This window comes from Tistrella bauzanensis (genome assembly GCF_014636235.1).
Taxonomy (GTDB): Bacteria; Pseudomonadota; Alphaproteobacteria; order Tistrellales; family Tistrellaceae; genus Tistrella; species Tistrella bauzanensis.
Map to the genome: position 1 here is coordinate 1 of NZ_BMDZ01000050.1, position 20,335 is coordinate 20,335.

Annotated in this window: 19 protein-coding genes; 8 read left to right on the forward strand and 11 right to left on the reverse strand. The window is 67.7% G+C overall.

What is annotated here, in order from left to right:
• Positions 1-204 precede the first annotated feature (204 nt).
• From IEW15_RS18080 to mutM, 10 genes are all read right to left on the reverse strand, one after another.
• Positions 205-567 (reverse strand): hypothetical protein, encoded by a 363-nt coding sequence (locus tag IEW15_RS18080; protein WP_188580491.1) that lies wholly within the window; start codon positions 565-567, stop codon positions 205-207.
• A 2-nt stretch (positions 568-569) separates the two neighbouring features.
• Positions 570-3,074, reverse strand: coding sequence for a DNA topoisomerase (ATP-hydrolyzing) subunit B (gyrB, locus tag IEW15_RS18085; RefSeq protein WP_188580493.1), 2,505 nt, complete (start codon positions 3,072-3,074; stop codon positions 570-572).
• Between the two features lie 143 nt (positions 3,075-3,217).
• Positions 3,218-4,423, reverse strand: a complete 1,206-nt coding sequence (gene recF / locus IEW15_RS18090; RefSeq protein ID WP_229708264.1) for a DNA replication/repair protein RecF — start codon at positions 4,421-4,423, stop codon at positions 3,218-3,220.
• A gap of 53 nt (positions 4,424-4,476) precedes the next feature.
• The gene (gene dnaN / locus IEW15_RS18095; RefSeq protein ID WP_188580497.1) at positions 4,477-5,598 is read right to left on the reverse strand and encodes a DNA polymerase III subunit beta; all 1,122 of its coding nucleotides are present in this window, start codon (positions 5,596-5,598) and stop codon (positions 4,477-4,479) included.
• A gap of 187 nt (positions 5,599-5,785) precedes the next feature.
• Positions 5,786-7,630: a chromosomal replication initiator protein DnaA gene (dnaA, locus tag IEW15_RS26025; RefSeq protein WP_229708265.1), complete on the reverse strand. Its 1,845-nt coding sequence runs from the start codon at positions 7,628-7,630 to the stop codon at positions 5,786-5,788.
• A 106-nt stretch (positions 7,631-7,736) separates the two neighbouring features.
• On the reverse strand, positions 7,737-8,207 hold the full coding sequence (locus IEW15_RS18110) for a rhodanese-like domain-containing protein (protein WP_188580499.1): 471 nt from the start codon (positions 8,205-8,207) through the stop codon (positions 7,737-7,739).
• A gap of 648 nt (positions 8,208-8,855) precedes the next feature.
• A complete protein-coding gene (gene rpsT, locus IEW15_RS18115; RefSeq protein WP_188580501.1) occupies positions 8,856-9,125 on the reverse strand; it encodes a 30S ribosomal protein S20 in 270 nt (89 codons plus the stop codon).
• Between the two features lie 176 nt (positions 9,126-9,301).
• Complete coding sequence (locus tag IEW15_RS18120) at positions 9,302-10,075, reverse strand: enoyl-CoA hydratase (RefSeq protein ID WP_188580503.1); 774 nt, start codon at positions 10,073-10,075, stop codon at positions 9,302-9,304.
• A gap of 130 nt (positions 10,076-10,205) precedes the next feature.
• Positions 10,206-10,628, reverse strand: coding sequence for a hypothetical protein (locus IEW15_RS18125; protein WP_188580504.1), 423 nt, complete (start codon positions 10,626-10,628; stop codon positions 10,206-10,208).
• Positions 10,625-11,488: a bifunctional DNA-formamidopyrimidine glycosylase/DNA-(apurinic or apyrimidinic site) lyase gene (mutM, locus tag IEW15_RS18130; protein WP_188580506.1), complete on the reverse strand. Its 864-nt coding sequence runs from the start codon at positions 11,486-11,488 to the stop codon at positions 10,625-10,627. Before mutM ends, IEW15_RS18125 begins: the two co-directional genes overlap by 4 nt.
• Before the next feature lie 72 nt (positions 11,489-11,560).
• Here mutM and IEW15_RS18135 point away from each other — a divergent pair, with 72 nt between their 5' ends.
• From IEW15_RS18135 to IEW15_RS18170, 8 genes are all read left to right on the forward strand, one after another.
• On the forward strand, positions 11,561-12,409 hold the full coding sequence (locus IEW15_RS18135) for a class I SAM-dependent methyltransferase (RefSeq protein ID WP_188580509.1): 849 nt from the start codon (positions 11,561-11,563) through the stop codon (positions 12,407-12,409).
• A gap of 92 nt (positions 12,410-12,501) precedes the next feature.
• A complete protein-coding gene (gene ubiB / locus IEW15_RS18140; RefSeq protein ID WP_188580511.1) occupies positions 12,502-14,013 on the forward strand; it encodes a 2-polyprenylphenol 6-hydroxylase in 1,512 nt (503 codons plus the stop codon).
• Between the two features lie 210 nt (positions 14,014-14,223).
• Positions 14,224-15,555: a bifunctional phosphopantothenoylcysteine decarboxylase/phosphopantothenate synthase gene (locus IEW15_RS18145; protein ID WP_188580513.1), complete on the forward strand. Its 1,332-nt coding sequence runs from the start codon at positions 14,224-14,226 to the stop codon at positions 15,553-15,555.
• Positions 15,552-16,010: a dUTP diphosphatase gene (dut, locus tag IEW15_RS18150; protein WP_188580515.1), complete on the forward strand. Its 459-nt coding sequence runs from the start codon at positions 15,552-15,554 to the stop codon at positions 16,008-16,010. Before IEW15_RS18145 ends, dut begins: the two co-directional genes overlap by 4 nt.
• A gap of 90 nt (positions 16,011-16,100) precedes the next feature.
• Positions 16,101-16,556 (forward strand): RrF2 family transcriptional regulator, encoded by a 456-nt coding sequence (locus tag IEW15_RS18155; protein ID WP_188580517.1) that lies wholly within the window; start codon positions 16,101-16,103, stop codon positions 16,554-16,556.
• A gap of 74 nt (positions 16,557-16,630) precedes the next feature.
• A complete protein-coding gene (gene cysK / locus IEW15_RS18160; RefSeq protein WP_188580519.1) occupies positions 16,631-17,614 on the forward strand; it encodes a cysteine synthase A in 984 nt (327 codons plus the stop codon).
• A gap of 106 nt (positions 17,615-17,720) precedes the next feature.
• Positions 17,721-18,548 carry a HesA/MoeB/ThiF family protein gene (locus tag IEW15_RS18165; RefSeq protein WP_188580521.1) on the forward strand — a complete coding sequence of 276 codons (828 nt, stop codon included), beginning with the start codon at positions 17,721-17,723 and terminating at the stop codon, positions 18,546-18,548.
• Positions 18,548-19,021 (forward strand): DsrE family protein, encoded by a 474-nt coding sequence (locus tag IEW15_RS18170; RefSeq protein ID WP_188580523.1) that lies wholly within the window; start codon positions 18,548-18,550, stop codon positions 19,019-19,021. The genes IEW15_RS18165 and IEW15_RS18170 overlap by 1 nt, the downstream gene beginning before the upstream one ends.
• 63 nt (positions 19,022-19,084) lie before the next feature.
• On the opposite strand, the gene IEW15_RS18175 is transcribed toward IEW15_RS18170, so the two are convergent.
• Complete coding sequence (locus IEW15_RS18175) at positions 19,085-19,978, reverse strand: response regulator (RefSeq protein ID WP_188580525.1); 894 nt, start codon at positions 19,976-19,978, stop codon at positions 19,085-19,087.
• Between the last annotated feature and the right edge of the window lie 357 nt (positions 19,979-20,335).

Genomic DNA, 20,335 nt, shown 5'->3' on the forward strand with positions numbered 1-20,335 from the left:
CATCGCCTCCATCCGACGCACCGCACGGTTCATCGCAAGGGCTTGAAATCAATGGGTATTAGTTTTGAGTCCGACTCTGAGCCAGACGATCTTGATCCAACCTCGACGTCGCATCGGCCTGCGCGACACGGTCGGCGATCAGATCCTCGACACCGATGAAATCGACACGAAAACCAGGTTCAAATTCAACCTGAGAAATGTAATCTATAGAATCCGCACCATCCAGAAGGCGTGAGCCGACCACCTCAACCCCGATATTCTTTGCATAGTGATGCAGGCCGCGTGTCCCGTCGCATTCTTTGCATAGTGATGCAGGCCGCGTGTCCCGTCGCGCGGTGTCTCGAATCCCATCTCGCGTAGAACGGCTTCGAGTTTGGCTTGACTGGGAATGACGATATCGAAATCGCCCGAGACGAAATGTGAAGCGGTGTAGAACTCCACCGCCGCACCACCAACCAGCACCGGCCGCGCGATGCCTGCCTCTTCCAATCGACGCGATGCATCGGCGAGGACGAGCAAGGCGTCCTGAAAGAACGTCCTGCCGCCCCGCAGCGCATCATCCGTCATGATCACACATCCAGATTGGACACGTTCAGCGCATTGTCCTGAATGAAATTGCGGCGGGGCTCCACCACGTCGCCCATCAGGGTCGTGAAGATCTCGTCGGCCTCGTCGGCATGGTTGACGCGCACCTGAAGCAGGGTGCGGCTGTTGGGGTCCATGGTGGTTTCCCACAACTGGTCGGCGTTCATCTCGCCCAGACCCTTGTAGCGCTGCACCTGAATGCCGCGCCGTCCGGCTTCCAGCACCGCCTCGAAAAGCTGGGTCGGCGTGGCGACACGCACCTCGCGGCCCTTGTCGAAGGCGATGCGGGCCGGGCCGTCGAACACGCCGGCAAGCTCCGCCAGATAGCGGCTGATCAGCCGGGCCTCACCACCGCGCGACAGCGCCGCCTCGATCGTATAGCTCTCCTGCATGCCGCGCAGTTCGCGGCGCACCCGGATGCGGCGCACCTCACCCGCGCGCGGCACCGGGCCGGTGCCGCCGGCCTCGCCTTCCGGCGCGCTGGTCTCCACCGCATAGCTCCAGCCGCGGTCATGCTCGTTCGACCGCGCGTCCAGCCGGGCGATCAGGATCCGGCCAGCCTGTTCGGCCGCGACCGCATCGGCGAAAGAGGCTTCCGACAACGCGCCCGACAATGCCGCTTCCTCCAGCAGCCAGAGCGGCGCCCGCCGTGCGATCGCCTTCAACTGATTGGCGACGTCGCGGGCACGCTCCACCACCGTGCGCAGATCGCCGCCGGCACGCTGGGCGCCCGAATGCAGGGTCAATACGGCATCCTGCAGCGACTGGCCGATCAGGTGGTTTTCAAGCGCCAGCTCGCCCTTCAGATAGACCTCGCTGGTCCCGCGCTTGATGCGGTACAGCGGCGGCTGGGCGATGTACAGATGACCACGCCGGATCAGTTCAGGCATCTGACGATAGAAAAAGGTCAGCAGCAGGGTGCGGATATGGCTTCCGTCCACGTCTGCGTCGGTCATGATGATGATCTTGTGATAGCGCAGCTTGTCGGCGTTAAAATCGTCCCGGCCGATGCCGCAGCCCAGCGCCGAGATCAGCGTGCCGATTTCAGCGGAACTCAACATCTTGTCGAACCGCGCCCGCTCGACATTCAGGATCTTGCCGCGCAGCGGCAGGATCGCCTGATTGGCGCGGTTGCGGCCCTGCTTGGCCGATCCGCCTGCCGAGTCACCCTCGACCAGGAAGATTTCGGATTTGGCGGGGTCGCGTTCCTGACAATCGGCCAGCTTGCCGGGCAGGCTGGTGATGTCCAGCGCGCTCTTGCGCCGGGTCAGTTCGCGGGCCTTGCGCGCGGCCTCACGCGCCACCGCCGCCTCGACCACCTTGCCCACGATCGCGCGGGCGTCCTGGGGATGCTCCTCGAACCACTGGTCGAGCCGTTCGCCGACCAGATTCTCGACCGCCGGCTTCACCTCGGAACTGACCAGCTTGTCCTTGGTCTGCGACGAGAATTTCGGGTCCGGCACCTTCACCGACAGCACGCAGGTCAGCCCCTCGCGCGCATCCTCGCCCGACACCGACACCTTCTCGCGCTTGGCGATACCCGATGACGTGGCATAGGCGTTGATGGTGCGGGTCAGCGCCGCGCGGAACCCGGCCAGATGGGTGCCGCCGTCACGCTGCGGGATGTTGTTGGTGAAACACAGCACGTTCTCGTGATAGCTGTCATTCCACTGCATCGACACTTCGACCATGATGCCGGCGCGCTCGCCGGATACCGTGATCGGGGTGCCATGCATCGGCGATTTGCTGCGGTCCAGATAGCGCACGAAAGCCTCGATGCCGCCGTCGTAATGCATACGGTGGCTGACCGGGGTATCGGTGCGGCTGTCGACGAATTCGATGGTCACGCCCGAATTCAGGAAGGCGAGCTCGCGCAGCCGACGCTCCAGCGTCGCCGCATCGAAATTCACCTGGGTGAAGATCTCGGTCGACGGCATGAAGGTGATTTCACTGCCGGTCTTGTCGCCACTCTGGCCGACAATCTCCAGCGGCTGGACCGCCTCGCCCATCTTGAAGCGCATATAGTGTTCATTGCCGGCGCGCCAGATCCTGAGTTCCAGCCATTCCGACAGCGCGTTCACCACCGACACGCCCACGCCATGCAGGCCGCCCGACACCTTGTAGGAATTCTGGTCGAACTTACCGCCGGCATGCAGCTGGGTCATGATGACCTGAGCCGCCGACACGCCTTCCTCGTCATGGATATCGACCGGGATGCCGCGGCCATTGTCGCGGACCGTCACCGATCCGTCGCCGTTCAGCACCACATGGACCTGATCGCACCAGCCGGCCAACGCCTCGTCGATGGCGTTGTCGACCACCTCATAGACCATGTGGTGCAGGCCCGAGCCGTCGTCGGTGTCGCCGATATACATGCCCGGGCGCTTGCGCACGGCATCCAGGCCACGCAGAACCTTGATCGAGTCGGCACCATAGGACGTGGCTGCGATGGCAGTCTCGGACTGGGAGTGTGCGGGCTGCTCTGTCATCGAACCGGTTCCATCATCCTCGGCCATGGGGCTTCCTCGGTCTGGGGCATGCGCGCGCGTCGCCGGTCATGAACGGGCCTCCGCCGTGGAGACGCCCATGATCCTGCCGGACGGCCGGGAGACCAGCCATCCATGACGCGTGCTCATTCGCGCATCGCCGAGGCATCGGCGATCCGCAAGAATTGAGCCCGTCCCTCCAGCCCCGCAAACAGCGGTCGGTCGGTGCCGGTGAGCCAGGCCTGGGAACCGAGCGTCACCAGCACGTCATAGAGTGCTGTGCGCCGCTCGGCATCGAGATGGGCTGCGACCTCGTCCAGCAGCAGGATCGGGGCCGATCCCTCCACTGTCCGTTTCAGCCGCGCCACCGCCAGCACGATCGCCAGCAGCAGCGCCTTCTGTTCGCCGGTGGAACACCGCGCGGCCGGCATGCCGCCGGCATCATGGGTCACCACCAGATCGCTGCGGTGCGGGCCGACCCGGGTGCCCCCGGCCTCGGCATCCTGACCGCGGCACTCGGCCAGCCTTGCGGCCAGCCGGTCTTCAACCGCCAGGGCGGGTTCCACGGCCAGAGCCGCCTCCACCTCGCCCTCAATCGCAATCCGCGCGCGTGGGAAAGCCCCGTCGCCCGCAGCCAGAACCGCCTTCAACTGGCGCATGAAACCCAGCCGCGCCGCCGCGATCGCAACCCCCTTGGCCGCCATCGTGGCTTCCAGCGCAGCCAGCCATGCCGGGTCGCGGCGGCCGTCGCGCAACAGCCGGGCGCGTTCGCGCATCGCCTGCTCATAGGCGGCGATCCGCCCGGCATGGTCGGGATCCAGGCCATAGACCAGCCGGTCGAAGAACCGCCGCCGGTTGCCGGCGCTATCGATGAACAGTCGGTCCATCAACGGCGTCACCCACAAGACCGACCAGCGCCGGCCGAGTTCCGCGGCACTGGCATTGCGGCCGTCGATCCGCACCACCCGGCGTTCCCGCTCCCCCCCGCCGCCGGCCAGACCGGTGCCGGCCTCGACCGGCCCGTCGCCGGTCCGCACCGTTGCCGCCACCGCCCAACCGGCACCGGTATGGCCCGTTCCGCCCAGATGACCCGTCTCATCCCGATGATCCATCGCGGCCAGACGGTCCATATCGGCCAAGCGGTCCATATCTGCCAACCGGGCACCGCGCAGGCCGCGCCCGGGCGCCAGCATCGACACCGCTTCCAGCAGATTGGTCTTGCCGGCGCCATTGGCGCCGGTCAGCACCACCGGCCGGGGATCGAGCGCCAGCCGCAGCCCGGCATAGTTGCGAAAGCCGGTCAGCACCAGCCGGGTCAGCGCCGGCACAGTATCGCCTGCGCCACCGGGCACTGCGGACCCGCCGGGCTGATATGGGGTGTCGGGAAACGTGGGATCGGACGTGATCAAATCCGCATCGGCATCAGCACATACAGGGCACCGGCATCCGCGGTGTCGCGGATCACCACCGGCGAGGCTCCGTCGGCGATCGCCATCTCCATCAGGTCGCCGTCGATCTGACCGGCCACATCGAGCACATAGCGCGAGTTGAAGCCGATCTCGATGTGCTGCCCCTCGTAATCGACCGTCAGCTCTTCGCTCGCCGAGCCGTGATCGGGGCTGGTCACCGCCAGATCCAGCCGGCCATCGCTGAGCGCGAAACGCACTGCCCGCGACTTCTCGCTGGAAATCGTCGCCACCCGGTCGACCGCGGCCGCGAAGGGCTTGCCGTCGATGCGCACGATCTTGTCGTTGCCGGCCGGGATCACCCGCTCATAATCCGGGAACGACCCGTCGATCAGCTTCGAGGTCAGCACCACGCGGCCGAAGGCGAACCGGATCTTGGTTTCCGACAAGGCCACCGCCACCTCGTCCTCGATCTCGTCGATCAGCTTGCGCAGCTCGCCCACCGCCTTGCGCGGCACGATCACGCCCGGCATGCCGGCCGCACCCTCCGGCACCTCGCTCTCCACCCGCGCCAGACGGTGACCATCGGTCGCCACCGCGCGCAGCCGCCGGCCATCCGGGCTTTCGGCGACATGGAGATAGATGCCGTTCAGGTAATAGCGGGTCTCTTCGGTCGAAATCGCGAACCGGGTCTTGTCGATCAGCCGCTTCAGGTCGGTGGCCGACAGATGGAAGGCAAACGGCAGATTGCCCTCGGCGATCTCAGGGAAGTCTTCGGCCGGCAGCACCGACAGCGCCGAGGCATAGCGCCCCGCCGACAGCTTCATCTGGCCCTTGGCGGCATCGAGCGCCAGCTCGATCTCGGCGCCGTCGGGCAGCTTGCGGACAATGTCGTGAAGGGTATGGGCGGGCACCGTGGTCCGCCCCGCCTGGACCACCGTCGCCGGCACCTCCTCGACCACCGACAGGTCCAGATCGGTCGCGGTCAGGCGCAGCGCGCCCGATGCGTCGGCCTCGAACTGGACATTGGCCAGGATCGGTATGGTGTTGCGGCGCTCGACGACGCTCTGCACGTGAGTGAGCGCACGGAGCAAGGCGGCGCGTTCGATGGAAAGCTTCATGTGCGCTCCCGGTGAGGGCTGTTTCCGCTTGGGTGGCGGGAACGGACGTCAATCGGCTTGGGGCACGCCCGGCCGGCAGGTTCAGGGGTTCGTGGCGGGCCGGAACTCCAGGCCCGCCGGGGCCTGAGAGTATAACTGCAAGCCAGTTGCATCGCCAGCTTTGCGGGCATTCCCCGCGCGCTGCGGTTCAGCTTTCCAGCATCCGCCGCAGCAGCTCGATATCGTCGGCGAAGCTGCTGTCCTGGCTGCCCAGTTCCTCGACCTTTTTCACCGCATGCATCACGGTGGTATGGTCGCGGCCGCCGAATTTTCGGCCGATCTCCGGCAGGCTGGACTGGGTCAATTGCTTGGCCAGATACATCGCCACCTGCCGGGGCCGGGCGATCGCCCGCGAGCGGCGGGCGGAATGCATGTCCGACACCCGGATGTTGAAGTGCTCGGCCACCCGCTTCTGGATGTCCTCGATGGTCAGCCGGCGCTCATTGGCACGCAGCAGATCCTGCAGCACCTCCTGTGTGGTCTCAAGCGTGATCGCGCGGCCGACCAGGGTGGCATGCGCCACCACCCGGTTCAGTGCGCCCTCAAGCTCGCGGACGTTGGAGGCGATCTTGTGGGCCAGGAATTCCAGAACCTTGCCCGGCACCACGGCACCCAGCTGATCGGCCTTCTGCTGCAGGATGCCCAGCCTGAGTTCATAGGTGGTGGGGTGGATATCGGCGACCATGCCCCAGCCGAGGCGCGAGCGCAGCCGCTCCTCCATCCCGTCCAGATCCGATGGCGAGCGGTCGCCCGACACCACGATCTGCCGGTTCTGGTCCACCAGAGCGTTGAAAGTGTGGAAGAATTCCTCCTGAGTCGAATCCTTGCCGCTGATGAACTGCACGTCATCGATCATCAGCACGTCGACCGAGCGGAACTGCTCCTTGAACGCCATCGTATCCTTGTAGCGCAGCGCCCGGATGAATTCGTACATAAACTTCTCGGCCGACATGTACACCACCTTGCGCCGCGGGTTGCGGCCGCGGATATGCCATGCGATGGCATGCATAAGATGGGTCTTGCCAAGGCCGACACCGCCATACAGGAACAGCGGGTTGAACTGTACGGTTTCGCTTTCCGCCACCCGGAGCGCCGCGGCATGGGCCAGTTCGTTCGGCTTGCCGCAGACGAAATTGTCGAAAGTGAAGCGCGGATCCAGACCGGCCGACCACTGATCGATGCGTTCCGCCGCGCGGTGGCTGGCCTCGGCATCGGCTTCGGCCTCGGACATCGGCGCCGCCTGGGCACCACTGCGGCCGTTGCGGCCCGCCCCATAGGCCACGGGACCGGAACCTGTGCCGTCATGGCCGGACGGCCCGCGCCCCGAAGCGTTATGGCCCGTGGACTGGTGACCTCCGGACTGGTGACCTCCGGACTGGTGACTTCCAGGCTGGTGCCCCGGGGGCTGATGGCTGCCCGGCTGATTCGCCGGCCCCCCGCCCGCCCGCGACTGGCCGGCCGGCACCGGCGACGGCTTGCTGCTGCGCGGCGGCAGCGGCGCGCCACCGCCATAGCCGCCGGTCACATAGCCGCCGGAAATGCCGCCACGGCCCTCGCCGTTGTAACCTTCACCGTTATAGATGGCAGCCCCGCCCGAGCGGGGGCCGTTGGCTGCCGGCGGCACAACCGGAGCGACGGCATCATCGTCGGCAGCCTTGGCACCGGCGGCCCTGGCGGCGGCGGCGGCCTTGGCCGATGCCGGATCGGCAGCCCCCCAGGCACCGGCGACCGAGATGTCCACCCGGCGGACCGCCGGATTTTCCCACGACCACAGCACGCGGATACGATCGGCATAATGCGATACGACCCAGTCGCGCATGAACCGCGTCGGCACCGCGATCGTCACGCGGCCCTCGGTCACGGCAGCCAGCGACAGGGGCTTCAGCCAGGAATAAAAGGCGGCGTCGCCGAATTCGCTGCGGAGCGCATCACGAACGCGGCCCCATTGCGCCTCGTATTCGGCAAAGTCGGCGGGATCGGAAACCGGGGTCATGGGCAACGGCAGTCGCAATTGGCGGGGGTCGCCCGGCTTCATGCGGACGAACGGCAACCACGCCGCCCCCTTCCGGACAGCGGCGCGGCGGTGACGGGCGGTGGCGTCAGTTCTGGAACCAGGGCAGCCCCGCCGCCTTCCAGCCGTTCACCGTGCCGCGATGCCCGTCTTCACCCACATCGCCTTCGAAGCCGCCCTCGATGTTGAAGGCCGCGGTATAGCCGGCGCTGGTGGCGGCCATCGCCGCCGCCCGTGACCGCCCGCCGCTGCGGCACAGAAACACCACCGGCTGATCAGGGCCGATACCGGCCTCGGCCAGGGTGCCGGTGAAATCGTGGTTCTGTGCCATCTGCGGCCAGACCTGCCACGAGATCAGCCTTGGTTCCTTGCCCAGAGATTGCAGGGCCGGCAGACCCACGAACATCCACTCCTCACGGGTGCGCACGTCGACCAGAACAGCATCGGGATGCTGCTCAAGAAGCGACCATGCCTCTTCAGGCGTCACGTCGCCGGCGTAGCCGGCATGGGCACCGGTGCGGGCGGCGGCATTCAGGCGGATGTCATCGGTGCTGGCCATGGCGTCGCCTCGTGGCTCCTCTGGCAGATCTGGACGAAAAGGATGAAGGATGGGCCGAACGATGCCGCGACAGCCGGCAACTGGCAATCGGTCTGCGGGCAAAGCGTATCCGGCGAGGCTCAATGCCACTGCATCGAACCGCGAAGCGCCTTCATCCACTTGTGTCTTGGGGAGCAGGTCGGCTTGTGACCGGGCATCCCCGGGCCGGCAGCCGCATGCCGGATGATACCCCGGCTGTGCGCCCGGGCCGCCCGCGACCATAAAGGCCAAGGCTGCCGGCCGCTCAGGGCATCGACGACATCGGAACCAGTGGGCCACACCCGCATCGGTACGGACCTGCATTCGATGAGGCTAGACTAGCCCCCGCCCGTCCGGCTGGCAATGGGACCGAAATGTGAACGCGGTCATTTGCTACAAGACGACGCCCAGACGCGACAACGCACGGCACGCGATGAACGCATGCCGTGCGTTGAACGGCTAGGTCCGGCCTGCAGATTCCAGCCGGCCGCAGGCCTGATTCAACCGGACAACGCCGACGAATCAGATGCCTGGACGACGGGAACCGATGCCGGCCCCGCAGGACAGATCACAGTCTGACGCAAGCTCGAAACCGGACCAGGTCTGCACCCGGCCGGCTCCGGGGCCGGATCAGGCCTGGGCCAGACCCTTCACCCGCGCGCTGAGGCGCGAGATCTTGCGAGACGCGGTATTGGCGTGCAGAACGCCCTTGTTGACGCCACGGCGCAGTTCCGGCTCGGCAACGGCGAAAGCGGCAACGGCTGCATCCTTATCGCCCTGAAGCAGGGCCTTCTCGACCTTCTTCACGAAGGTCCGGATGCGGCTGATACGGTCGCCATTGATTTCGGCCCGGCGCGCGTTGCGGCGGATACGCTTCTTGGCGGAGTCATGATTGGCCATAAGGGGTCGGCCCTTCGGATCGGTCTGGGAACAAAAGGAAACTCAGGCGGCAGACGATAGGTGCGCGCCGGACATGAGTCAAGACGTTATCGGCAAAGCCGAAACCGGCGCCGACGGAGCGGCGCCGATTGTGGCAATGCCACCGCAGCCTTTCAGCATACGGCCGTGGCGGCGGCTCAGCGGTTCCTGAACTGCGGCTCGCGCTTTTCCGAGAAGGCGGTCATGCCCTCGCGGCGGTCGTCGAGGGCGAAGCTGGAATGGAACAGGCGGCGCTCGAACCGCACACCCTGGGTCAGCGTGGTCTCGTAGGCGGCGTTCACCGCCTCCTTCGCCATCATCACCGATGGCAGCGACTTGGCGGCGATGGCCTGGGCCACCTTCAGCGCCTCGTCCATCAGATCGGTCACCGGCACGATCCGGCTGACCAGCCCGGCCCGCTCGGCTTCCTCGGCATCCATCATCCGGCCGGTCAGGCACATTTCCATGGCCTTCGACTTGCCGACGAACCGGGTCAGACGCTGAGTGCCGCCCGATCCGGGAATGGTGCCCAGATTGATTTCGGGCTGGCCGAATTTCGCATTCTCGGCCGCGAGAATGAAATCGCACATCATGGCCAGTTCGCAGCCGCCGCCCAGCGCATAGCCCGACACCGCGGCGATGACCGGCTTCTTGCAGCGGGTGATCCGCTCCCAGCGCGAGATGAAGTCTTCCATATAGACGTCCTGGAACGACTTCGGCAGCATCTCCTTGATATCGGCACCGGCGGCGAATGCCTTCTCGCTGCCGGTGACGATGATCGCGCCGATCTCGGGGTCCGCCTCATAGGCGTCCAGCGCCGCATTCAGTTCCTCGATCAGTTCGGCACACAGCGCGTTCAGCGCCTTGGGCCGGTTCAACTGAACGATGCCCACGGCGCCGCGCGTGTCGACGATGATGGTCTTGTAGGACATGGGGTCTTGCTCCCTCCGCGATCCCGCCTGACGTCTTGAGGAGCGGGGCACGCCCGCAGGCGGCGGCTCCCTCTCGACGGCTGAATTGTCTGGCAAGTCCTGTGGTGCCGGCGCCGTCGATCCACCGCCGTCAATCCACGGGCCGGCCGGCCGGCCCCGTTTCAGGCGCCAGCACGAAATGCACCACCAGCCGGCCCGCCGCCTGTTGGGCGGTCTCGATGGTCAGGCGCTCGGCGCCGCGCAGAAACACGACGCCCGGCCGCGCCGGCACTTCCCGCCAGCCCAGTTGGGGTAGTGCCTCACGATAGAAGCTCATCACCTCGGCACCGGTTACCCGACCAACTGCGTAAGCCTCTACGATACGCCCGTCGGGCTTGTCAAACGTAAAGCCCCCATCGCCCTCGGCGAGACCCGGCGCCAGGGGCAGATCTTCGACCTGGGCCAGGAAGCTGGCATCCGCATCCGCCGCCGATGCCGGCCGCCCCGGGCCGGCGGCGGACAGGGCCACCAGCAGGGCGGCGGTCAACAGCGTCTTCGATCGGGCAGAGATCATACCTGGCACCGGGAACAAAAATAGGTTGCACGGTTGGACTGGACGATCCGGTCGATTCTACCGTCACAATCCGCGCTGGAACAGGGGGCGCCGGCGCGGTCATAGACCCGGAAACTGTGCTGGAAATAGCCCAGTTCCCCCGAGGCGCCCACAAAATCCTTCAGGCTGGACCCGCCGGCCAGGATCGCGCGGTTCAGCGTGGCGCGCACCGCCGTGGCCAGCCGCTCGCAATCGGCGGCGCGAAGGCTGCCGGCCGCGCGCTGCGGCAGGATGCCGGCCTCGAACAGGCTCTCGCTGGCATAGATGTTGCCGACGCCGACCACGATCCGCTGGTCCAGCAGCAGCGCCTTCACCGGCGCGCGCCGCCCCTGGAAGGCCGCCGCCAGATAGGGGCCCGAGAAGCCGTTGCCCAGCGGCTCCGGCCCCAGATGCGCGAACAGGTCATGGGTATCGAGCGCCGCGGTCGCCGCCAGATCCATCAGACCGAAGCGGCGCGGATCGGCGAACAGCACCCGTGTCGCATCGTCCAGGGTGAACACGACATGGGTGTGCGGGGCATCCGCCGTGGCAGTGGCGGGGCCGTGCACGAAGGCGACCGGCGGCGGCGCATCCTCGATCACCAGCCGGCCCGACATGCCCAGATGGATGATCAGGGTCTCGCCGCCATCCAGATGCAGACGCAGATATTTCGCGCGCCGATCGGCGCCCAGCACCATGCGCCCGGTCAGCCGGGCCGCGAAATCCGGCGGCAGCGGCCGGCGCAGGTCAGGGCGCCGCGCCTCCACCCGGGCAAGGCGGCGGCCGATCAGGCGGGGGGCGATCCCCTTCAGCACGGTTTCAACTTCGGGCAACTCTGGCATGGGGGGTGAGGGTAGCGCAATGCCGGTGCCCGCGCTATGTTCCGCAAGCATAGCCCTGCGAAGGACCGCCCGATGCCCGTCCCAGATCCCCGTCATTCCCGTCCCGACGGCGCCGAGCCGGCAAGGCCGCGCGACGATGCCGGCGACGCCCGCCCAGCCGATTTCGGGTTCCGGACCGTCACGGTCGGCGACAAGCGCCGGATGGTGCGCGGCGTGTTCGACAGCGTCGCCACCCGTTATGACCTAATGAACGATCTGATGAGCGGCGGCATCCACCGCTTATGGAAGGATGCGATGATGGACTGGCTGGCCCCCCGGCCGGGCCAGCATCTGCTGGACGTGGCCGGCGGCACCGGCGACATCGCCTTCCGCTTCATCGAACGCAGCCGCCGCAATGGCGGCCACACCCCCGCCGGCATCGCCGCCCCGACCCGGGTCACGGTCTGCGACCTCACCCCCGCCATGCTGGCGGTGGGGCGCGATCGCGGCGTCGACCGCGGATTGGTCGACGGTCTCGACTGGGTGGCGGGCAATGCCGAGATGCTGCCGGTGGCATCGTCCTCGGTGGATGTCTATACCATTGCCTTCGGCATCCGCAACGTGGCCGACATCCCGGCGGCGCTGGCCGAAGCCCGGCGGGTGCTGAAGCCCGGCGGCCGGTTCATGTGCCTGGAGTTCTCGCACGTTCAGGCGCCGGTGCTCGACCGGCTCTATGACCTCTATTCCTTCTCGATCCTGCCCAGGATTGGGCAGGTGGTGGCACGCGATGCCGCGAGCTATCGCTATCTGGCGGAAAGCATCCGCAAGTTTCCCACAGCCGACCGCTTCGCCGGCATGATCGCCGAGGCGGGCTTGCGTCAGGTGAAGGTCCGGCTGCTCTCCGGCGGGATCGCCGCCCTGCATTCGGCCTGGAAGGTCTGACGGCGCCCGCCCGGCCCTGCCGCGTCCCCACCTTGATCCTCTTCCTCTTATCAACCTCTTCCCCTTATCGTCCCTGACGCGATCGGACCCCGATGCTCTCGACCCTGCGCCACCTGCTCCGGCTGTCCCGGATCGGTCTGGTCCTCGCCCGTCACGGGGCGCTGTTTCCGCTGGAGCAGCTGCGCAGCCAGCATCCGGCAGCCGGCTTCGTGGGGCAGGCCGCGCGCCGGCTGATGCGCCGGGATCTGGCCGATATGCGCGACGGCATCCGGCTGGCCACCGCGCTTACCGCCCTCGGCCCCAGTTTCGTCAAGCTGGGCCAGGTGCTGTCGATCCGCGCCGATCTGATCGGCGAGGACGTCGCCCGCGATCTGGCCCGGCTTCAGGACCGGCTGCCGCCGTTTCCCGCCGCGGACGCCCGCCGGATCATCGAGGCCGAATTCGAACAGCCGGTGGACAGCCTGTTCAGCCGGTTCGACGATGTGCCGGTGGCGGCGGCATCGATCGCGCAGGTCCATTTCGCCGAGACCACCGATGGCCGCGAGGTCGCGGTCAAGATCCTGCGTCCGGGGGTCGAGGAGGCGCTGGCCACCGACCTCGCGCTGTTCGGCTGGATCGCCCGCTGGCTGGAACGGCTGCTGCCCGGCAGCCGGCGCCTGAAACCGGTCGAGGTGGTCCGCACGCTGGCCGAGGTGGTGGCGATCGAGACCGATCTGCGAATGGAGGCATCGGCCGGCCAGGAGCTGCGCGAGAACTTTGCCGGCGATGACGGCTTCATGGTGCCGGAAATCGACTGGATGCGGACCTCGGCGCGGGTGATGACGCTGGAGCGGGTGGTGGGCGTGCGCGCCGACGACACCACAGCCCTCGATGCCGCCGGGCTCGACGGCCGGACCATCATGGCCAATGCCGCGCGGTTCTTCTTCCTGCAGGTGTTCCGCGACGGCTTTTTCCACGGCGACATGCATCCGGGCAATCTGTTCATCCTGCCCGACGGCCGGATCGCGGTGATCGATTTCGGTATCATGGGCCGGCTGGACCGCCAGACCCGGCTGTATCTGGCCGAGATGCTGCGCTCGTTCCTGGCACGCGACTATGTGGCGGTGGCCGAGGTGCATTTCGCCGCCGGCTTCGTGCCCGAAAACCAGTCCCGGCCGCTGTTCGCCCAGGCGGCGCGATCGATCGGCGAGCCGATCCTGGGCAAGCCCCAGAACGAGATTTCGATCGGCCGGCTTCTGGCCCAGCTGTTCCAGGTCACCGCCACGTTCCAGATGGAGACCCAGCCCCAGCTGCTGCTGTTGCAGAAGACCATGGTTCAGGCGGAAGGCATGGCCCGTCTGCTCGACCCCGGCGCCAATATGTGGGTGCTGGCGGAACCGCTGGTCCGCGAGTGGATGATCGCCAATCTGGGCCCCCGCGCCCGCGCCGAGTCCGCAGCGCGCGAGGCCGCAGCCTTCCTGCGCCGGCTGCCGGTCGCGCTCGACCGGCTGGAAAAACTGACCGACCCTGAACGGGCCTGGCCGGTGAAGGCCCGTGGCGGACGCACCGCGGCGGCGCTGGGCGGCGCGCTGTGCGTGGCCCTGCTCTGGCTGATCCTGGGCTGACCCGCCGCCATCAGGTTCAACGCTCCCGGTTCAACGCCCCCGGTTCAACGCCCCCGGTTCAACGCCACTTGGCCGGCCATCAACATTCCGGCGAGAGGACTTGCGCCCACGCGTCGGGACGCCTAGTTTAACCACAGCTCAGCCTGCGCAATTGCGCAGGTTCCACATGACGGCCCCCGCACGCCGTCGGACCACAGTCAGGAGGGTCCGGTGCTCACCGGCAAGCGTATCCTGCTCATCGTCACCGGCGGCATCGCCGCCTATAAGGCGCTGGAACTGATCCGCCTGCTGCGCAAGGCGGGCGCGGGGGTGCGGGTGGTGATGACCGCCGCCGCCGGCGAGTTCGTGACGCCCATGTCGCTGGGCGTGCTGTCGGGCGAAGAGGTCCACACCGACCTGTTCTCGTTGAAGGACGAAACCGAGATCGGCCATATTCAGCTGTCGCGCGCGGCCGATCTGGTGGTGGTGGCGCCGGCCACGGCCGATGTCCTGGCCAAGATGGCCGGCGGCATCGCCGACGACCTGGCGACGACCCTGCTGCTGGCCACCGACAAGCGGGTACTGGTGGCGCCGGCGATGAATGTCCGGATGTGGTTCCATCCCGCGACCCAACGCAATCTGCGCCGGCTGGCCGAAGACGGCATTCTGATGGTCGGCCCCGATGAGGGCGACATGGCCTGCGGCGAGTTCGGCCCCGGCCGGATGAGCGAGCCGCCGGCGATCGTCGAGGCCATCATCCGGGCGCTGGCGCCGGAGCCCGGCCAGCGGCTGATCACCGGCGGTCAGCGCCGGCTGGACGGCGACCCCGACATCATCGATGCCGCGCAGATCGACCAGCCGGGACCGCTGTCGGGCCGCCACGCCATCGTCACCAGCGGCCCGACCCACGAGCCGATCGACCCGGTGCGCTATATCGCCAACCGGTCATCCGGCAAACAAGGGCATGCCATCGCCGCCAGCCTGGCGGCTTTGGGGGCGCGGGTGACCCTGGTGTCGGGCCCCACCGGTCTGGCCGATCCGGCCGGTGTCACCACGGTGCATGTCGAGGCGGCGCGCGAGATGCTGGCGGCGGTGGAAGCGGCCCTCCCGGCCGATATCGCGGTCTGTGCCGCCGCGGTCGCCGACTGGCGCCCGGCGCTGGAAGCCGGACAGAAGCTGAAGAAGCAGCAAGGCGGCGCCCTGCCACCCGATATCCGGCTGATCGAGAACCCCGACATCCTGCGCCGGCTGTCGGAGCCAGGGCCGGCGCGCCCGGCCCTGGTGGTGGGCTTCGCGGCCGAGACCGAGTGCGTACTCGACCATGCCGACGCCAAACGGCGGCGCAAGGGCTGCGACTGGATCCTGGCCAACGACGTCGCCACCGGCACCAGCACCTTCGGCGGCGACGACAATGCCGTGCATCTGCTGGACGATCGGGGCGTCGAAAGCTGGCCGGCCATGTCGAAACAAGCGGTGGCCGACCGGCTGGCCCAGCGCATCGCCGATCATTTCGCCGCCCCCGATCCGTCGGGATGCGGCCCTGGTTCAAGGCCCGACCAATGACCCAGCCCCTGTCCATCGCCGTCACCCGACTGGATCACGGCCGCGATCTGCCCCTGCCGCGGTTGGAAACCCAGGCAGCGGCAGGGCTGGATCTTGCCGCCGCCGTGCCGGAAGCCGCGCCGCTGATCCTGGCGCCGGGCGCCCGCGCCCTGGTGCCGACGGGGCTGGCGATCGCCCTGCCCGAGGGGTTCGAGGCGCAGATCCGGCCACGGTCGGGGCTCGCCTTCAAGCATGGCGTCACCGTGCTCAACAGCCCCGGAACCATCGATGCGGATTACCGCGGCGAGGTGAAGGTGCTGCTGATCAATCATGGCGATGCCGCCTTCACCATCACCCGCGGCATGCGGATCGCCCAGATGGTGGTGGCGCCGGTCACGGCGCCGCTGCTGGCTGAGGTGGACGCCCTGCCCGCGACCGTGCGGGGAGCGGGCGGTTTCGGCTCCACCGGGGCCTGACCATCCGCGCGCCGCCGCCGATCGGATGGCCGGATCTTCCACCGGCCGGCCGGCGTGGTTCACGAACAGGATCGAACGGACAACAAGCCCATGCTCAGGCTGTCGAAAAAACTGCTGTTCGCGTTGGAAGCCGTGGTCGACATCGCCCATAACGGCGGCGCCGAACCCGTGCAGAGCAAAGAGATCACCCGCCGCCAGGGCATCCCACAGCGTTATCTGGAACAGGTGATGCAGCAGTTGGTTCACGCCGAGATCCTGGAAGGCGTGCGCGGACCGCGCGGCGGCTATCGGCTGGCGCGCGAGCGGCGCAAGATCACCATCGGCGACATCGCCCGCGTGGTGCGCGCCATGGAGAAGGCCGACGACCCGATGGCCGATCCCGCCGGTTCCGACCTTGGCCACATGGTGGTCCGGCCGGTCTGGCAGGAGGTCCAGGACGAATTGATGGCGCGGCTGGACGGTATCACCGTCGCCGATCTGTGCCAGCGCGCCGTGGAACAGGGCATCCGCAGCGAAGCGATGACCCGGATGGATTTCTCGATCTGAGCTGGCGCGCCGCACCCGCGCGCCACGCCGCGCCCGGGCCTTGAGACCGCGCCCCCCTGACAGGAGAGCCGATCATGACCGATACACCCGCCACCTGGCACCCCACGCCCACCCAGGGCCGCGGCCGGATCTATGACAACATCATCGACACCATCGGCGACACGCCGCTGGTGCGCCTGTCGCGCCTCGGCGCCGAGAAGCAGGTGAAGGGCGAGGTTCTGGCGAAGCTGGAATTCTTCAACCCCCTGGCCTCGGTGAAGGATCGCATCGCCGGCGCGATGATCGCCGCCGCCGAGGCGGAGGGCGCCATCGGCCCCGATACCGTTCTGGTCGAGCCGACATCGGGCAACACCGGCATCGCGCTGGCCTTCGTCTGCGCCGCCAAGGGCTATCGCCTGATCCTGGCCATGCCCGAGAGCATGTCGGTTGAACGGCGCAAGATGCTGAAGCTGCTGGGCGCCGAGCTGGAACTGACCCCCGCCAAGGCCGGCATGAAGGGCGCCATCGCCCGCGCGCAGGAGATTGTCGACAGCAATCCGAACGCGGTCATGCTGCAGCAGTTCCGCAATGCGGCCAACCCGGCCGTGCATCGGGTGACCACGGCCGAAGAGATCTGGGCGGATACCGCGGGCCGCGTCGATGTGGTGGTGGCCGGCGTCGGCACCGGCGGCACCATCACCGGTATCGGCCAGGTGCTGAAGCAGAAGAATCCGGCGATCCGCATGGTCGCGGTCGAACCGGAAGACAGCGCCGTGCTCTCAGGGGGCCTGCCCGGCCCGCACAAGATCCAGGGCATCGGCGCCGGCTTCGTGCCCGAGATCCTGGACCGGTCGGTGATCGACGAGGTGCTGACCATCGCCAACGAAACCGCCTTCGACTATGCCCGCCTGCTGGCGCGCAGCGAAGGCATCCCGTCGGGTATCTCGTCGGGGGCCGCGGTCGCGGCCGCGGTGGAGATCGCCCAGCGGCCCGACATGGCCGGCAAGATCATCGTCGCGATCGTGCCCTCCTTCGCCGAACGCTATCTGTCGACCGACCTGTTCAACGGCCTGGACTGATCCGACGGACCCGGCAGGCGGGCGGCGGGTCATCCCGCCGCCCGCCCCGCGCGCGGCCCCTCTTCCACACAGACCCGACACCTCCACCAAGGCCGATATCACCGCCATGAGCGATGACGACGAGCTTACCGACGCCGAGATCGAGCGTTACAGCCGCCAGCTTGTCCTGCCGGAATTCTCGGAAGCGGCACAGCTGGCGCTGAAGCGCGCCCGCGTGCTGCTGATCGGCGCCGGCGGGCTTGGCGCGCCGCTGGGCCTGTATCTGGCGGCGGCGGGGGTCGGCACCATCGGCATCGTCGATGGCGACCGGGTCGACCTCAGCAATCTTCAGCGCCAGATCATCCACCGCACCAATGATATCGGCGTACCGAAGGTGGACAGCGCCGCCCGCGCGATCCGCGCGCTCAACCCGCTCACCCGGGTGGAAACCCACGACATGCCGATCAGCGCCGCCAATGCCGAGGCCCTGATCGGCGGTTATGATCTGGTTGCCGACGGTTCGGACAATTTCGACACCCGGTTTCTGGTCAACGACGCCTGCCACCTGCTGGGCCGGACGCTGGTGTCGGCGGCGATCCTGCGCTTCGACGGCCAGGTCTATACCTTCGCCTCGCATCGCCACCGCGAGGGTCCGACCGGCGGCCCCCGTCTGCCCTGCTATCGCTGCCTCTATCCGGCGCCGCCGCCGCCGGGGCTGATCCCCAGCTGTTCCAGCGGCGGCATCATCGGCGCGCTGGCCGGCATGGTCGGTTCGCTTCAGGCGCTGGAGGTGGTGAAGGAACTGACCGGCCTCGGCGAGGGGCTGGCCGGGCGGATGCTGATCATCGACGCGCTGTCGAACCGCTTCCGCAGCGTGCGCCTGCCCGCCGATCCCGACTGCCCGCTCTGCGGCAGCCATCCGCGCATCACCCGGATCGGCCAGGAGGCGGGCTGATGCCGGATGGAGAGGTGACGCCAGCCGGCGGGCCGGTCACCGGGCTGATCCTGCAATCCGGTGCCGTCGACCGGGTGCATTACGGGTTGGCGATGGCTGCTGCGGCGCTGGCCCTGTCGACGCCGGTGGTGCTGTTCTTCACGAATGCCGCCCTGCTCAGCCTGCGTGCCGCCGGCCCCGACGGGCGTCCCGGCTGGGCCGATGCGCCGCTGGGCGCCGACTTGATTGCGGCGGGCATCGCCACCGATGCGGCCGGCTATGACGCCGGCCTCACCAGCCGCGGCGCGGCCGGCATCGAGGATCTGATCGAGGCGGTGTCGGAACTGGGCGGCCGGTTCATGATCTGCGAGATGGGCCTGCGCGCCATCGGCCTGGACCGCACGGCGCTGCGCACCGATATCGGCTTCGAAGAGGGCGGTCTGGTCACGCTCTATCGCATCCTTGGCCCCGACGGCCGGCTGGTGGTCATCTGATCCGGCCGGCGCACCGGTCCGGCGCGGGCGGGCGGCGGCGCCCATCCGATCAGTGGCGCCCGATCAGCGGCGCCCATCCGGCGCGCGGCGGCTTTCCTCGAAATCGCGCAGCGCCATGGGCTCGAACGGGCCGGCGCCGTTCTCGGCCTCGTTCGCCTCCCGGCGGCCGGCGGCCCGGCCGGATTTGAAGGTCTGCTCGTTGACGAAATCGATCAGCGCCGCGATCAGCCGGTCGCCCTGAGCTTTGTCGACGATGCCGGTGTCGCGCAGGGCCGCGCGCAGATATTCATCGAAGCGGCGCTTCACCTCGGGCGTGCGCTGTGCCCAGTATTCGACCGAGCCGGTGAGATAGCCCAGCATGAACACCTGTTCGGCATGGACATTGCCGAAATCGGGGTTGGCCAGCGCACGCGCCAGCGCCACCACCCGGCTGACCCGCAGCAGGACGTCGTCGTTCTGGATGGTCGGCGGCCCCTCGGCCAGCTTCAACTGCCGGCTGGCCAGTTCCGCCTGCGGGCGGGCCAGGGCATCACGGGCGGAGGTCAGCACCTCACGCCGGCGTTCGCGGGCATGCGGGGTCTTCGGCCGGGTCCAGAACTCCACCCGCTCGATCAGCTTGGCCAGGCTTTCCGACTTGATAATATAGTCGTCACCGCCGGCTTCCAGGCAGGCACGCACGGTTTCGCGCGTGTCGAGCGAGGACAGGAAGATGATCGGCACCGTGCTGCCCAGAATTTTGCGGATCCGGCCACAGGCCTCGATACCGTCCATGCCCGGCATCATGATGTCGAGGATGAGCAGCTTGGGCGTGTTCGATATGCACAGCTGTATGGCCTGTTCGCCGTTATTGGCGGTGAACACCGAGAATCCATGCGCCTCCAGCACATCGCGATAGAGCTTTCGCAGACTGTCCTGGTCCTCGGCGAGGACGATGAGGCCGCGGCTGGTGACGGTCATGATCTGCCTGTACTGTCGCCGCCGCCTGCTTCCCGTGACAGGGAGACAGAACGCCGGCCGGGATCGAGGGCCGTTCGGATCAGGCGCCGGTACGCCGTCCGGTTCAGAACCGTCCGGATCGGGGCCATCCGGAGTGGGGCCGTCCGGATCGGGGCCATCCGGATCGGGTTCGGGGACGGCCTTGCCTGTGTGACAGGGTGCTGCAACCACCAAGTGTATTCTTGAGGGAGGCACCATCCACACACGTCCGTGGCGGACCTTCATATATGATGTGAGCGTACACCGTGCGATGTTCGCGCACCAAGGAAATCCGCCGCTTCGGCGCTGTGCTGCGCGATTGACAGCACCGGTTCCACA

Bases quoted from the DNA above. Each gene is read 5' to 3' on its own strand.
- IEW15_RS18080 (WP_188580491.1), bottom strand. From the start codon at position 567: ATGACGGATGATGCGCTGCGGGGCGGCAGGACGTTCTTTCAGGACGCC.
- gyrB (WP_188580493.1), bottom strand. From the start codon at position 3,074: ATGACAGAGCAGCCCGCACACTCCCAGTCCGAGACTGCCATCGCAGCC.
- dnaN (WP_188580497.1), bottom strand. From the start codon at position 5,598: ATGAAGCTTTCCATCGAACGCGCCGCCTTGCTCCGTGCGCTCACTCAC.
- dnaA (WP_229708265.1), bottom strand. From the start codon at position 7,630: ATGACCCCGGTTTCCGATCCCGCCGACTTTGCCGAATACGAGGCGCAA.
- IEW15_RS18110 (WP_188580499.1), bottom strand. From the start codon at position 8,207: ATGGCCAGCACCGATGACATCCGCCTGAATGCCGCCGCCCGCACCGGT.
- rpsT (WP_188580501.1), bottom strand. From the start codon at position 9,125: ATGGCCAATCATGACTCCGCCAAGAAGCGTATCCGCCGCAACGCGCGC.
- IEW15_RS18120 (WP_188580503.1), bottom strand. From the start codon at position 10,075: ATGTCCTACAAGACCATCATCGTCGACACGCGCGGCGCCGTGGGCATC.
- IEW15_RS18125 (WP_188580504.1), bottom strand. From the start codon at position 10,628: ATGATCTCTGCCCGATCGAAGACGCTGTTGACCGCCGCCCTGCTGGTG.
- mutM (WP_188580506.1), bottom strand. From the start codon at position 11,488: ATGCCAGAGTTGCCCGAAGTTGAAACCGTGCTGAAGGGGATCGCCCCC.
- IEW15_RS18135 (WP_188580509.1), top strand. From the start codon at position 11,561: ATGCCCGTCCCAGATCCCCGTCATTCCCGTCCCGACGGCGCCGAGCCG.
- ubiB (WP_188580511.1), top strand. From the start codon at position 12,502: ATGCTCTCGACCCTGCGCCACCTGCTCCGGCTGTCCCGGATCGGTCTG.
- dut (WP_188580515.1), top strand. From the start codon at position 15,552: ATGACCCAGCCCCTGTCCATCGCCGTCACCCGACTGGATCACGGCCGC.
- IEW15_RS18155 (WP_188580517.1), top strand. From the start codon at position 16,101: ATGCTCAGGCTGTCGAAAAAACTGCTGTTCGCGTTGGAAGCCGTGGTC.
- cysK (WP_188580519.1), top strand. From the start codon at position 16,631: ATGACCGATACACCCGCCACCTGGCACCCCACGCCCACCCAGGGCCGC.
- IEW15_RS18165 (WP_188580521.1), top strand. From the start codon at position 17,721: ATGAGCGATGACGACGAGCTTACCGACGCCGAGATCGAGCGTTACAGC.
- IEW15_RS18170 (WP_188580523.1), top strand. From the start codon at position 18,548: ATGCCGGATGGAGAGGTGACGCCAGCCGGCGGGCCGGTCACCGGGCTG.
- IEW15_RS18175 (WP_188580525.1), bottom strand. From the start codon at position 19,978: ATGACCGTCACCAGCCGCGGCCTCATCGTCCTCGCCGAGGACCAGGAC.